At 60.9% G+C, this 12,088-nt stretch carries 18 protein-coding genes; all 18 read left to right on the forward strand.

Annotation, left to right across the window (positions count from 1 at the left end; translation table 11 throughout):
* Positions 1 to 155: 155 nt before the first annotated feature.
* The 18 genes from ACP7BN_RS15200 to ACP7BN_RS15285 all read left to right on the forward strand — a co-directional run bounded on the left by ACP7BN_RS15200 (position 156) and on the right by ACP7BN_RS15285 (position 12,080).
* The gene (locus tag ACP7BN_RS15200; protein WP_426205074.1) at positions 156 to 1,082 is read left to right on the forward strand and encodes a GPO family capsid scaffolding protein; all 927 of its coding nucleotides are present in this window, start codon (positions 156 to 158) and stop codon (positions 1,080 to 1,082) included.
* A gap of 1 nt (position 1,083) precedes the next feature.
* Positions 1,084 to 2,103 carry a phage major capsid protein, P2 family gene (locus tag ACP7BN_RS15205; RefSeq protein WP_426205075.1) on the forward strand — a complete coding sequence of 340 codons (1,020 nt, stop codon included), beginning with the start codon at positions 1,084 to 1,086 and terminating at the stop codon, positions 2,101 to 2,103.
* The gene (gene gpM / locus ACP7BN_RS15210; RefSeq protein ID WP_426205076.1) at positions 2,100 to 2,822 is read left to right on the forward strand and encodes a phage terminase small subunit; all 723 of its coding nucleotides are present in this window, start codon (positions 2,100 to 2,102) and stop codon (positions 2,820 to 2,822) included. The genes ACP7BN_RS15205 and gpM overlap by 4 nt, the downstream gene beginning before the upstream one ends.
* Positions 2,823 to 2,920: 98 nt before the next feature.
* A complete protein-coding gene (locus ACP7BN_RS15215; RefSeq protein ID WP_426205200.1) occupies positions 2,921 to 3,382 on the forward strand; it encodes a head completion/stabilization protein in 462 nt (153 codons plus the stop codon).
* Positions 3,379 to 3,828 (forward strand): phage tail protein, encoded by a 450-nt coding sequence (locus ACP7BN_RS15220; protein WP_426205077.1) that lies wholly within the window; start codon positions 3,379 to 3,381, stop codon positions 3,826 to 3,828. The genes ACP7BN_RS15215 and ACP7BN_RS15220 overlap by 4 nt, the downstream gene beginning before the upstream one ends.
* The gene (locus tag ACP7BN_RS15225) at positions 3,818 to 4,498 is read left to right on the forward strand and encodes a virion morphogenesis protein (RefSeq protein ID WP_426205078.1); all 681 of its coding nucleotides are present in this window, start codon (positions 3,818 to 3,820) and stop codon (positions 4,496 to 4,498) included. The genes ACP7BN_RS15220 and ACP7BN_RS15225 overlap by 11 nt, the downstream gene beginning before the upstream one ends.
* A gap of 11 nt (positions 4,499 to 4,509) precedes the next feature.
* Entirely contained in the window at positions 4,510 to 5,625 is a 1,116-nt protein-coding gene (locus tag ACP7BN_RS15230) for a DUF2586 domain-containing protein (RefSeq protein ID WP_426205079.1), read from the forward strand.
* A 6-nt stretch (positions 5,626 to 5,631) separates the two neighbouring features.
* Positions 5,632 to 6,084: a phage protein gene (locus ACP7BN_RS15235; protein WP_426205080.1), complete on the forward strand. Its 453-nt coding sequence runs from the start codon at positions 5,632 to 5,634 to the stop codon at positions 6,082 to 6,084.
* Positions 6,084 to 6,296, forward strand: a complete 213-nt coding sequence (locus ACP7BN_RS15240; RefSeq protein ID WP_426205081.1) for a TraR/DksA family transcriptional regulator — start codon at positions 6,084 to 6,086, stop codon at positions 6,294 to 6,296. Before ACP7BN_RS15235 ends, ACP7BN_RS15240 begins: the two co-directional genes overlap by 1 nt.
* A complete protein-coding gene (locus ACP7BN_RS15245) occupies positions 6,293 to 6,589 on the forward strand; it encodes a hypothetical protein (RefSeq protein WP_426205201.1) in 297 nt (98 codons plus the stop codon). Before ACP7BN_RS15240 ends, ACP7BN_RS15245 begins: the two co-directional genes overlap by 4 nt.
* Positions 6,586 to 7,119: a lysozyme gene (locus tag ACP7BN_RS15250; protein ID WP_426205082.1), complete on the forward strand. Its 534-nt coding sequence runs from the start codon at positions 6,586 to 6,588 to the stop codon at positions 7,117 to 7,119. Before ACP7BN_RS15245 ends, ACP7BN_RS15250 begins: the two co-directional genes overlap by 4 nt.
* A complete protein-coding gene (locus ACP7BN_RS15255) occupies positions 7,119 to 7,634 on the forward strand; it encodes a lysis system i-spanin subunit Rz (RefSeq protein WP_426205202.1) in 516 nt (171 codons plus the stop codon). Before ACP7BN_RS15250 ends, ACP7BN_RS15255 begins: the two co-directional genes overlap by 1 nt.
* Positions 7,631 to 7,921 (forward strand): putative phage tail assembly chaperone, encoded by a 291-nt coding sequence (locus tag ACP7BN_RS15260; protein ID WP_426205083.1) that lies wholly within the window; start codon positions 7,631 to 7,633, stop codon positions 7,919 to 7,921. The genes ACP7BN_RS15255 and ACP7BN_RS15260 overlap by 4 nt, the downstream gene beginning before the upstream one ends.
* Before the next feature lie 23 nt (positions 7,922 to 7,944).
* Positions 7,945 to 8,085, forward strand: coding sequence for a DUF6890 family protein (locus ACP7BN_RS15265; RefSeq protein ID WP_426205084.1), 141 nt, complete (start codon positions 7,945 to 7,947; stop codon positions 8,083 to 8,085).
* A 5-nt stretch (positions 8,086 to 8,090) separates the two neighbouring features.
* Positions 8,091 to 10,076 carry a phage tail tape measure protein gene (locus ACP7BN_RS15270; protein ID WP_426205085.1) on the forward strand — a complete coding sequence of 662 codons (1,986 nt, stop codon included), beginning with the start codon at positions 8,091 to 8,093 and terminating at the stop codon, positions 10,074 to 10,076.
* Positions 10,073 to 10,390, forward strand: a complete 318-nt coding sequence (locus ACP7BN_RS15275; protein ID WP_426205086.1) for a DUF2590 family protein — start codon at positions 10,073 to 10,075, stop codon at positions 10,388 to 10,390. The genes ACP7BN_RS15270 and ACP7BN_RS15275 overlap by 4 nt, the downstream gene beginning before the upstream one ends.
* Positions 10,387 to 11,559, forward strand: a complete 1,173-nt coding sequence (locus ACP7BN_RS15280) for a baseplate J/gp47 family protein (protein WP_426205087.1) — start codon at positions 10,387 to 10,389, stop codon at positions 11,557 to 11,559. The genes ACP7BN_RS15275 and ACP7BN_RS15280 overlap by 4 nt, the downstream gene beginning before the upstream one ends.
* Positions 11,556 to 12,080, forward strand: coding sequence for a phage tail protein (locus ACP7BN_RS15285; RefSeq protein WP_426205088.1), 525 nt, complete (start codon positions 11,556 to 11,558; stop codon positions 12,078 to 12,080). The genes ACP7BN_RS15280 and ACP7BN_RS15285 overlap by 4 nt, the downstream gene beginning before the upstream one ends.
* The last annotated feature ends 8 nt before the right edge of the window (positions 12,081 to 12,088 follow it).

Raw genomic sequence — 12,088 nt, forward strand, 5'->3', positions numbered from 1 at the left:
CAGTCTATGCGGCGAAAACCCCGGAAACGCGGGGTTAAATTCTGCGATCCACCTATATCGCAGAAATAGGAGAAGGGCGGAATTCAACCGTTTGTTTGGGGGGGGACGGCTCCCTATCGTGGCGGCTCATTCAACGATTGAGCGCAGTTACTCTCATGCCCCGTTCCCTTGTCTCCTACTGGAAACGTGTTGCCACCAGCGGCCCGACCGTCGATGGCCGCGAGATCCTTCCCCAGGAACTGCGCGACATCGCCGAAACGTACGCACCCACGTTGTACACCGCTGTTATCTGGTGCGAACACGAACGCTGGTTTGGATCTCACGGGACGGTTTTTGCTGTGCGCCTGGTCGAGGAGGGCGACGATCTGGAGCCTGGCCAAGTCGCCCTTGAAGCCCAACTGAAGCCAAACGACAAGTTGCTGCGCCTGAACGACGCCGGCGAAAAATTGTTCACCAGCATCGAGATCAAGCCGAATTTCCGGGGCCGTGGCAAAGCCTACATGACCGGTATCGCGGTCACCGACGAACCCGCCAGCGTCGGCACGCAAGAACTCTACTTCTCCAGTCGCACCAGCCGCGATGCGTACTACGCCGCCTCGCAAGAACTCGGCCCCCTGCGCGAAACCGAAGCGCAGGGCGAGATCGGGCGCCTTGCCGGCATGTTCACCCGCTTGTTCAAGCGTTTCGGCATTGACGAATCGTCCACCGAAACCACTCCGCAAACCCCAACCGAGAGCAAAACCCCAATGGATGAAGCTACCGCAACGGCCTTGAAAGCCCTGCTGGCGCAGCTGCTGGTCGTCGCCGCCGGCATTCAGGCCGTGATCGAGCCTGCCGCCGAAGATGCACCGGAACCCGATCAGGCCCCAATTGATGACGTAACCGCGGCGGTCGATGACATCGTCACTACTGCCGAAGAAGAACGCGAGTTCAAGCGTACTGGCGGCGCTTCGAACAAGGCTGTGCTGGCAGCTCTGACGAGTCTGCAGCAGCAGTTCACCACGCTGCAGAACACTTCCACTGGTCGTCAGCTGCCGCGTTCCACCGGCGCCGCCGATAAAGCCAAAGCGCGGGTACTCTGACATGGCCCGTTCCCTGAGCGCCTACGGCGCCAAGATGTATGCAGCCATGCAACTGGCCATGGCCGAAACTTACGGTGTCGAGCTGTCCAGCAAGATGTTCAGCGTCGAGCCGTCCATCACCCAGGAACTGAACGACGCAATCACCGCCAAGTCGGACTTCCTTTCGCGCATCAACGTCATTGGCGTAAGCGAAATCAAGGGCGAGAAGGTGTTCATCGGCGTGTCCGGCCCTGTCACGGGTCGCACCAACACCAAGACCACCGACCGTGAAGCGAAAGACGCTTCGGAGCTGAACAACACCACCTACGAACTCTCGTCGACCGAATCCGACGTGGGGTTGCCGTACGCAAAAATCGACGCCTGGGCTAAGTTTCCGGACTTCCATCAGCGCTACTCGGCCGCTGTGCAAAAACAGATCGCCCTCGATCGCATCATGGTCGGTTTCCACGGTTTGAAAGCGGCTGCGCAGACTGATATCGCTGCTTACCCGATGTTGCAGGACGTGAACAAAGGCTGGTTGCAGCAACTGCGCGAGCAAGCCCCGCAGCAGGTGCTGAAGGAAGGCAAAGTCGCCGGCAAGGTGACCTTGGGGCCGGACGGCGACTACGCCAACCTCGATGCCTTGGTGCATGACACCAAGCAGATGGTGGACGAGCGTCTGCGCGATGGCGGCGACCTGATCGCGATCATCGGCACCGATCTGTTGGCCGCTGACAAAGCGAAGTTGTACGCCAAACAGGGCGATGTTCCGACCGAAAAAGAGCGCATTGAAGATGCACAGGTGATCGCCACTTACGGTGGTCTGCCGAGCTTCAGCGTGCCGTTCTTCCCGGTCAATGGCGTGCTGGTTACCAGCTGGGACAACCTGTCGATTTACTTCCAGGACTCCAGCTGGCGCAAGCAAACCGTGGACAACCCGAAACGCTCCCGCGTCGAGGATTACAACAGCCGCAACGAGGGCTATGTGATCGAGCAGTTGGAGAAGATCGCGATGACCGAGAACGTGGAGCTGGTGAAGTGAGTCTGGCTCTAGCCCACAAGCGCCGCACTTTGGCGGATGGATCCGCTGCAGTGATCGCTGCTGCAGCGGCACCGCTGGCGTATTCGCCGGCGGAAGCCCTGAGCAGTCCGGCCAACGCCAAAAAGCATCTGCTGCTGCAGGAAGCATCTCTGGATCAGGATCTTGAACGCTTGAGCGCAATCAAGGGCTTGGCCGGGCGCCAGGCACTTAAGCGCGAAGAACTGCTGCCCAAATACCAGGACTTCATTCAGCGCTACATGGAATCGGGCCTGGTGATGCCGAACCGCGTTTTGGTGCAGGTGATGGTCTGGCTGTTTGACACCGAGCAGTTCGAAGACGGGCTGGAACTGGCGGACTTTGCGATCGAGCAAGGCCAAGAGATGCCGGAGCGTTTCAAGCGCCGTGACGTGCAGACCTTCGTCGCGGACGCGGTGATCGACTGGGCCTACGCGGAGTACAACGCCGGCCGCAGTCCGGAGCCGTACCTGAGCAACCTGTTGCCGCGTGTCGATGGTGAATGGCAGCTCACTGAACAGATCCCGTCCAAGTACCACAAGTTGATCGGCATGCGTGCGATGGAGGCCGAGCAGTGGGAAACCGCGCTCAAGCATCTGGAACGTTCCACTGAGCTTTACGCGAAGGCCGGTAACGAAACCCGCATTGCGAAATGCCGCAAGGCTTTGGCCAAACAAACACCCGTCGTCACCGGCGCCGAATAACCGACTACCCCCCCCAGCGGGAACCTGTGGAAGTGAGCCGCCCATTTATGGACCGTCCCACTGAAAACAGGCTTCCCGCCCTATTTGAGCTGTCAGCAATGAGCTTTTCCGGGAATCCCACCAACTTTGTGGAACAGACAATCGAGAACGACGGCTTTTGGCCGAACCTCTCCGTGTCCGAGTTTCAGAAGGGCTACCGCCTGCCGGCGGAGTTCCTGGGCGATCTGCTGACCGACGCTCTGATGATCGCAATGGCCGAGGTCAACACCGACCTGACCGAGCGGAAACAACGCTGGGAAGCCTCGGGCATCACCAACGTCGAAGCGGCGGATCCGCTGCTACTTTCGCAAGGTTTGTGGAAGGCCAAGTTGTATAAGCGCGCCGTGTACTGCCGCGCCAAGGCCAGCGCGTTGCCTCAGTTCGCATCCGTAACCCGACGCGAAAGCGCCGAGAACACCGCGAAGGAAGCACCTGAACTCAAGGAAACGTTCTTGGCGTACAGCCAGTCGGCCGTACGAATGCTGCAGGGCCGTGGCCGCATCACGGCGGCGCTGCTATGAACAAGCTGCAAGGTCTGACCGCGTACCTGCGCGAACGGCGCCTGGTGGAGCCGGAGCAGCTCGACAGTTTCACCGAGCAAGTGAAGCTTGTGCTGGTCTGGAAGCCCGACGTGGATGGCATGCACTTTGCCGACATGCACTATCGCGCCGCGATCATTCTGGAGCGCTTCGCCGACCATCCTGCGCGGCTGATGGCCCTGGTCGGCAGTTGGCTGGAAAACCACGACACCGACCGCGACCGGTACGAACTGCCGACGCCGGAATTCGCGGTAGATCCATTGGACACCGACCTGTTCGACGTGGAAATCACGCTGGAATTTGTCGAGCCGCAGTACCTGTCTGAAGACCCGGCCGGGGAGATCGAAGCCTTCGGCAAACGTTGGGCCTTCATCCCGTTTGACCTGTGGATTGCCGATCGTGGCGAGGTAGCCACAGGTGAGCGCTAATCCGTGCGACCTCGATGTCCGAGGCTTGCTCAACGTCGACGCCCAACTGGCCTTGCTTGAGCTGCCGCCCAAACTGCGCCGGCGTCTGCTGAACAACGTGACCAAGCGGGTGCGCTCGATGAGCCGCAAACGCCAGCGCGATCAGCAGAACCTGGACGGTACGCCGTTCGCCGAGCGCAAGGGTTCAGCCAAGGGCAAGAAAAAGATGGAAGCCGGGCTGGCCAAGCTGCTGGTGGTCACGCGGGTCAGTGCGGACGAAGCCGAATTGGGCTGGAAAAACGCGCTCACTCGCTGGGTTGCCACGCAGCAACACAACGGCGCCACCGAGCGACGTACCGCCGCGCAAATGCGCCGCTGGAACACCGTGCCACCGGGCATTGCTTGCACTGACAAACAGGCCAAACGCCTGCGGAAGCTCGGATTCAGCGTCCGGCAGAAGGGCAAGAAAAAGCCGACACGGCCGTCAGTCGCGTGGATTCAGCAGCATGTGAATTACGCCAAGGCCGGGCTGCTGATCCGCATTTTGAACAACGAAAAAACCGAGACGTCCGGCGCGCAAAGCTGGGACATCACCCTGCCCAAACGTCAGTTCCTCGGCGTGGCCACCGGTAATGAAACCCGCGAGCTGGTTAACCAGGTCTTTCAACAAATCCTAACTTCACCCCGCTAACGAGGCACTGCATGGCACTCGGTCAAGTCACCGTCGACAATCTCAATCTGGGCCAGGGTGCCGTGACTGAGATTGAGCGTTACTTTCTTTTCATCGGCCCGGCCGGCAAGAACGTCGGCCAGTTCATCGCGCTGAACACCGACAGCGATCTGGACGCTACTTTGGGCGTTCCGGCCAGCGATCTGAAAACCCAAATCACCGCCGCCCGCTTGAACGGTGGCCAGCGCTGGGCCTGTGTCGCCGCGCCGATCGGCGCCGAGGGCGATTGGGAAACGGCGCTGGAAAAAGCCCAGCAACAGGGCTTTTCCGTGGAGGCTGTGGTGATTACCAAGCCTGTCACCACGGCCGCCGAGCTGTCGGCCATGCACGATGCAGCAATCGCCCTCAACAACAAATACGGGCGCCGCGTCTTTGTCATGGCATCCGTTGCCGGCATCACGGCCGAGCAGACCTGGGCGCAGTACGTGAGCGAGCGAAAGGCACTGGTGGCGGATCTGGCCGCACCGCGTGTCTTGCCGGTACCGCAACTGCACGGCAATGACCTCGGCGTTCTCGCCGGGCGCCTGGCGCATTCTTCCGTGAGCATCGCGGACAGTCCGATGCGTGTAGCCACCGGCCCGGTGCTGGGCCTTGGCCCCGTGCCAATGGATGGCGAAAAAGTGCCGCTGCCGTCGGCCGTACGCAGTGAGCTGGATCGAGCGCGTTTCTCTGTGTCGCAGACCTATCCCGATTACCCGGGCGTGTACTGGGGTGACGGCAACATGCTGGACACCCCCGGCAGTGACTTTCAGGTCGTGGAATATCTGCGCATCACCGACAAGGCCGCTCGCCAGATCCGCCCGTTGCTGATCCGCCGCGTGGCCGATCGCCGGTTGAACAACACCCCCAACAGCATGGCTGTGAATACCAACCAACTCATGGCGCCGCTGCGTGCCATGTCCAAGTCCGTCAAGTTCAACGGCGAAGTGTTCCCCGGCGACATCGAGCCACCGAAAGACGGCGACCTGGTACTGGAATGGCTGAGCAAAACCAAGGTCGCGGCCTACATCAAGCTCAAACCCCTGAACTGCCCGAAAGACCTCACGGCGAACATCGCCCTGGATCTTTCCACTGACAAAGCGGAGTAACGCCCCATGGCAAAGATTGGCGGCAAGAACTTCGACGTGAGCCTGGGCGATATCGCGCTGCACGTCGAAAGCTGCACCCTGGACATCACCGACAACTCGGCAGTGGCCCAGACCCGGGGTGTGCCGGATGGCACCGTGGACGGCGACGTCTCTGCTGCCGGCGAATTCGAATTGGATACCACCAACTTCAATTTGCTGATCGACGCGGCGCGATCGGCGGGCAGCTTCCGCGCACTGAAACCGTTTGATGCGGTGTTCTTCGCCAAGGCCGGCGAAGACGAGGAACTGCGCGTGGAGGCGTTCGGCTGCAAGGTGAAAATCTCCAGCCTGTTGGGGATCGATCCGAAGGGTGGCGAGAAAACCAAGCATAAAGTGCCGTTCGACGTCACCAGTCCGGACTTTGTCCACATCAACGGCGTTCCGTACCTCGACGCTTCTGAGATCGAGGGGCTTCGGTAATGGTGGACTGGTTCGACCGCGCCCAGGAGCTGGAGCAACGCCAACGTGACCAGGCGATCAAGGCCCAGCTGCTGAAGCCTGTGCCGGTCGGGCCAAGCCTGACCCATTGCCAGGACTGCGACAAAGAGATTCCACCGGCGCGCCAGGCGCTGGGCGGCATGACGCGGTGCGTCCCGTGCCAGACCGACCATGAGCAGAGTAAGTGTCGATGACCACTGAAGCCGCACGCCTTGGAGCGCTGGAGCAGCGATTCGCCGTGTTTGAACACCGGCTGGACGAGCTGGCAGATCGACACGAAACCGTCCCGACCCGTGTGTCCAAGCTGGAGCAGGGGTTTGAGCACATGGCCGGCCAGTTGTCGGAACTCAACGCAGGCCAGCAGACGCTGACCGTGGCGGTAAACGACATTGGCACGAAAGTAGGCCGCTTGCTGACCATCCTGACGCTGGTCGGCGCCGTGCTGCAGATGGTTGTGCCGGCGCTGCTACGGGTGTGGTTTCCATGAGCCTGCGCGGCAAGATCCAAGCCGGCGTTATTGCGCTGGCCAGCGCTCCGCTGGTGATCTTTTTGGGCACCTGGGAAGGCAACGGCCAGAACACGGTGTATGCCGACAAGTTGGCCGGTGGCCTGCCCTCCGTGTGCAAAGGCATCACTCGACACACCAGCCCGTTTCCGGTCGTGGTCGGTGATTACTGGTCGCCCGATCGGTGCGCCGAGGTGGAGCAACTGGTGATCCGCAAAACGCAGCTGCAGCTTGCTGACTGCATCACCAATCAACAGGTAGGCCAGAACACGTTCGATGCTCTGAGCAGCCACGCACACAACGTAGGCGTGCCCAGCACCTGTGCCAGTCGGGCGGTGGGCTTGATCAACGCCGGCCGGATCGCTGACGGCTGCAAGGCGTTGGCCTGGGCGCCTGACGGCAAGACGCCGGTGTGGGCTTTTGTCACCGATGCCAAGGGCCGCAAGCGTTTTGTTCAAGGGCTGCACAACCGTCGGCTGGGCGAATCCCGGCTGTGCGCGGAGGGGCTGTGATGCTGCGCGAAGGGTTATTCCTGATCGTGCTTTGCCTGGTCGTCTGGGTCGGTTTCGCCACATTAGAAGACCAGCGCGACACCGCGCGGCGCGAGCGTGATATCGCCCAATGGGAAGTGAACGGCCTGCGTGAAGCGGCACGCATCAGCGGCGAAATGCTCGCAGAGCGGGACGCGATCGACCAACGAAACACCACGGAATTGACCCATGTACGTACTGAAAATGACCGTCTGCGCCTCGCTGTTGACGATGGCAATCAGCGGCTGCTCGTCCGCGCCGCCTGTCCCGCCACCGGATCTGTGCCTGCCACCGCCGGCGCCGCCCGCGTGGCTGATGCAGGACGCGCCGAACTCGCAGCAGACGCTCGACCGGATTATTTCACCCTCCGGGATCAGCTCGCCCTCAGCCGGCAAATGATTCTCGGATTGCAGCAATACGCGCTCAGCGTGTGCCGGCAATCGCCGGCGAAACAGAGCACCACTTTTTTAAACCTCAACAAGAGATTTACCCCATGAGCGAACAAAACACCGATATCACCCTGGAAGTCGGCGAACACGAATTCACTTTCACCCTGACCCCGGCCGACGTCACCAAGTACTTCAACGCCCTGACCCAGACCAACAAGGTCGCGCCGGGCAACAACCTGTTGATGAACACCGTAAAGCAGGAAGAAAAAGCCACCCTGAAACCGTTGCTGGCCAACCCGGTGATGGTGATGCAGCTCGCCGGTGCGCTGCTGGAAGAGTACGGCCCGAAGGTTGAGGTGCTTGTAAAAAAGCGCTCGGCCACGCTGAGCGCCTAAGCGAAAACGGACTGGGCCAGTTGGTGGCCCTGACGAACCACTGGCTACCTGGTGCCGAACCCACGCCCGAGGCGATGGGAACGGCCAAGTGGCTGGAGGACGAACACTGGAAACGCATGGAGTTTGCCGTGGCTAACGGCATCGCCCTCGCGCTGAACGGATAACGACTTTGGCAGACCAAAGCGCCAGCCTGGCTTTCATTCTGAGCCTTACCGACAAGGTCACCGCGCCCCTGGGCAAGGTGAAAGCGGGGTTTTCCGACCTTGCCGATCAGAGCGAGCAGCACATCAAGACGATCGGCCTGGGCATGGCTGGTTTGACGGCGTCGGTCGTCGCCATCACCGAATCCATGGAACCGGCGCTGGAGGTCAATCGTTCCCTGGGCGATGTTCGATCGCTGGGCGTGGCCGAGGATGCATTGTCTGCGCTCAATTCCAAGTCGCTGGAGTTCGCGGTGAACTACGGCGAGAACGCCAAGGACTTTGTGGCCTCGGCGTATTTGATCGAGGGGGCTATCAAGGGGCTTGCCGGCAACCAGTTGGCGACCTTTACCAACACCAGCAACCTGCTGGCCAAGGCCACGAAATCCGACGCAGAAACCATGGGTGAATACGTCGGCACGCTCTACAACCTTCAGAAGTCCCAAGCCGATGCGATGGGGAAAGGCGCTTGGGTTGAAAAGCTTGGCGGGCAAACCGCACTGGCGGTGCAGTTGTTCCGCACCAGCGGCGCCGCGATGAAGGACGCATTCAAGGAAGCCGGCGCGATCGCTACGACCTCCGGCGTGGATCTGGCCGAACAGATGGCGGTGATCGGCACCCTGAGCAGCACCATGGAAGGTGGCGATGCCGGCGGACGCTACAAGGCGTTTTTCGAAAACATCGGCGCTGCCTCGGAAAAGCTCGGCATGCAGTTCACCGATCAGCAGGGCAAAGTCCTGCCGATGATGACCATTCTGGACAAGCTACAGGGCAAGTTCGGCGACCTCACTAGCGCGTCGGCCGGGGCCAAGCTGATGGAGGCTTTCGGCGGCGAAGGTGCCCAGGTGATCGGAGCGCTGGCCAAGGATACCGACCGGCTGCGCAACGGCATCGAGCAACTGGGCAACGTGCGTGGGCTGGAAAACGCCGAGCAAATGGCAAAGGAGATGGTTGATCCATGGCAGCAATGGGCGTCCCTCGTCGAGGTCATGCGTGTGGTGTTCGGCCAGGTGCTGATTCCGGTGCTGACGCCATTCATGAACAAGATGGTCGACATCGGCAAAACGCTGGTGCGTTGGTCGCAGCTGTTCCCCAACATCACCCGCGTGATCGGCATCACCGCGTTGACGATCATGGTCATTGTCGGTGCATTGTCGTTGCTGACGATGGTGGTGGGTATTGCACGGATGAGCTGGCTGGGTTTAGTCACGGTCTGGAAGGTCGTGCAACTGCTCAACCTGCGCACCGTCGCCGGTTTCGTTCTGCAGAAGGTGGCGATCCTCGCTTACATGGCGGTGATCTACACACTGAGCGCAGGCCTCGCCCTGGTGCGCGGCGCCATGCTGCTGTGGCAAGGCGCGATCTGGGTGGTCAACGCTGCGCTGCTGGCCAACCCGATGGTGTGGATCGTGGTTGGTGTTCTCGCCTTGGTGGCCGTCATTGTCGCGGCGGTCTACTACTGGGACGAATGGACGAGCGCCCTGATGAACACGGCCGCGTTTCAATTCGTCGCGGACAAATTCCAGCAACTGGCCGACTGGTTCAACTCCATGGGCGGCTGGTCGGGGATGGCCAAGGCTGCGTGGGACAGCATCGTTGGCATCTTTACCAAAGCTGTGAACGGCGTGATCGAGCTGCTGAACAGCATCCCGGGCGTGAACATCGAAGCGCGGTTCGGCGGTATGCCCGAGATTCCGGGCGTCGATGCAGCGACCAACGCTTCCGACACGGCCACCGCCGCGCAGAAAGCCCAGCAAACCATCAACTCGGCAATCCCTAGCCTTTCCCCTGCGCGGCCTACAGCGGTGCCGGCGGGTGGCTTGCTGACCAGCATTCAGAACACCAACAGCAGCCAGAACAAGGGCACGCATGTGGAGAAGGTGGAGATTCACACCAACAAACCGATGTCGCCGCTGGAGATGGAAAACATGGTTGCGATGGGGATAGGCGGGTGAGCGATTACGTAGATCTGTTGATCGTCGACAACGACCTGGCGCTGGATCCGTCGCATCAGCCTCGGCTCATCGATGACCGCGCCTGCATCGCCCAGGACATCGCCCACATGATCCGCGACAGCGGACTGCTGGTCGTTCTGGTCGCTGAGCGCGATCGATTGAAGCAACGCGATTGCATTCAGCAATTGGAGCTGCTGGTGGAGGACGACGTGCGTCTGGTGCCCGGTACCGCCCGCATCACTCAACAGGAACCAGGCGTGTACCTGGTCACCGCCAAAACCCTGAAATTCGGATCGATCGAGGTAAGTCTGTGAGCGTCGATTTTAAACAAGTGATCGCCGATGCCGGGATTCCAACCACCGAGGCGCGATTGAAGGCCGCGTGGGAAAAGGAGGTTGAGGCCCAAGGCGCCAAGGTCGCCAACACCAGCAGCTATTCCCCGTTCTGGCGAGTGATGACGGCGCTGGTGACCAAGCCGGTACTGTGGCTGCTCGACTTCTTATGCATGACCGTGCTGCCGAACTTCTTTGTGAAAACGGCGGTGGACGCCTGGCTGGACACGCTCGCATGGGCAGTCAACGTCGAGCGCAAGGGCGCGACCAAAGCCAAGGGTAAATTGCTGTTCACCCGGGCGACTCCGGACGGCGTGATGGAGCTGGAAAAAGGCATCGTCGTGCAGTCGGCCGCGATCAACGGCAACGTCTATCAGTTGGTCACCACGGCGCCGGCAACCTTCCTGCAGGGCCAACTGCAGGTGGACGTTCCGGTGGAGGCGATCGAGGCCGGCAGCGGTTTTAATCTGGCCCCTGGTTACTACGCGATCTTGCCGGCGCCGATCCCGGGCATCGTCCAGGTGGTGAACAAGGACAGTTGGCTGGAGTCGCCCGGGGCAGATCCGGAACCGAACGACCAGTTGCGCCTGCGCGTGCGCAATCAGTTCTCGGCCGTGAACCAGTGGCACACCGACGCGGTGTATCGCGCCATGATTTCAGCCTTCCCCGGCGTGCGTCCGGACGGCGTGTATTTCGAACACGGCGCACCGCGTGGGCCGGGCAGTGCCAACGCTTTTGTGCTGTTTGATGCGGGTGTGCCGGCGGCGACTTACCTGGAGCAAATCAACGCTCATATCCGCGACCTGGGCAACCATGGCCACGGCGATGATCTGTTGGCCATGGTCATGCCGCAAGTGCCGGTCAGCGTGGAAATGTCCTTGTGGCCGCAGCCGAATCTGAGCGCGGAGCAGATCGAGACGCTGAAAAGCGAAGTCGAACTGTTCATCCGCGCGGCGTTTCGTGAAAGCACGCCCCGCGACTTTCAACCGACCCTGACTTATCCACAATCCCGATTCAGCTTCAGCCGCCTGGCCGAAGAGCTGCACCAGCAGTTTGCCGATATCGCCTCGCTGCGGTTTACGCCTGGGCTGGACATCGTCAGCGGCCTGAACATTCCGCGCCTGTCCGCCGTGAAAGTGAGCGTGCAATGAACAAACTCAAACTGCCGTTCTGGTTGGGCGGTACCGAACTTTCAAAACTGGTCGCGGCTGCACAAGCGTGGTGGGAAACCGTCACCGGCTGGCTGCGCTGGCCCTATTCGCAGATCGATCCCGACACCTGTCACATGAGCATTCTTGAGCTGTGGGCCTGGCAGCGCGACGTGACGCGCTTTCAGGGCGAGCCTGAGACGTTATTCCGCCTGCGCGTAAAGCACGCCTTCATCAACTCTGTGGACGCCGGCAGCACCGCTGGCATGAAGCGCATTTTCGAGCGTCTGGGCGTGGGTTACGTCGAGATCGAGGAGCGTCAGCCCGATCGGGATTGGGACGTGGTGCTGCTCAAATTCAGCAACGCCCAGCTGTCGCTGAACCCGGAACTGTTGCGCGTACTGATCCAGCAATACGGCCGCACCTGCCGGCGCTATGACTTCGTGACCATCACCCCCGTGGGGCTGCAAATCGCCCTGATCGACTTCAACGACGACCAGCAAACGCTGGTTGCCAGCCTGTAGGAGCGCAC

Origin of the sequence: Pseudomonas sp. TWP3-1 (genome assembly GCF_049896625.1) — a bacterium.
Classification (GTDB): domain Bacteria; phylum Pseudomonadota; class Gammaproteobacteria; order Pseudomonadales; family Pseudomonadaceae; genus Aquipseudomonas.

Bases quoted from the DNA above. Each gene is read 5' to 3' on its own strand.
- ACP7BN_RS15200 (WP_426205074.1), top strand. From the start codon at position 156: ATGCCCCGTTCCCTTGTCTCCTACTGGAAACGTGTTGCCACCAGCGGC.
- ACP7BN_RS15205 (WP_426205075.1), top strand. From the start codon at position 1,084: ATGGCCCGTTCCCTGAGCGCCTACGGCGCCAAGATGTATGCAGCCATG.
- ACP7BN_RS15215 (WP_426205200.1), top strand. From the start codon at position 2,921: ATGAGCTTTTCCGGGAATCCCACCAACTTTGTGGAACAGACAATCGAG.
- ACP7BN_RS15220 (WP_426205077.1), top strand. From the start codon at position 3,379: ATGAACAAGCTGCAAGGTCTGACCGCGTACCTGCGCGAACGGCGCCTG.
- ACP7BN_RS15230 (WP_426205079.1), top strand. From the start codon at position 4,510: ATGGCACTCGGTCAAGTCACCGTCGACAATCTCAATCTGGGCCAGGGT.
- ACP7BN_RS15235 (WP_426205080.1), top strand. From the start codon at position 5,632: ATGGCAAAGATTGGCGGCAAGAACTTCGACGTGAGCCTGGGCGATATC.
- ACP7BN_RS15240 (WP_426205081.1), top strand. From the start codon at position 6,084: ATGGTGGACTGGTTCGACCGCGCCCAGGAGCTGGAGCAACGCCAACGT.
- ACP7BN_RS15245 (WP_426205201.1), top strand. From the start codon at position 6,293: ATGACCACTGAAGCCGCACGCCTTGGAGCGCTGGAGCAGCGATTCGCC.
- ACP7BN_RS15250 (WP_426205082.1), top strand. From the start codon at position 6,586: ATGAGCCTGCGCGGCAAGATCCAAGCCGGCGTTATTGCGCTGGCCAGC.
- ACP7BN_RS15255 (WP_426205202.1), top strand. From the start codon at position 7,119: ATGCTGCGCGAAGGGTTATTCCTGATCGTGCTTTGCCTGGTCGTCTGG.
- ACP7BN_RS15260 (WP_426205083.1), top strand. From the start codon at position 7,631: ATGAGCGAACAAAACACCGATATCACCCTGGAAGTCGGCGAACACGAA.
- ACP7BN_RS15285 (WP_426205088.1), top strand. From the start codon at position 11,556: ATGAACAAACTCAAACTGCCGTTCTGGTTGGGCGGTACCGAACTTTCA.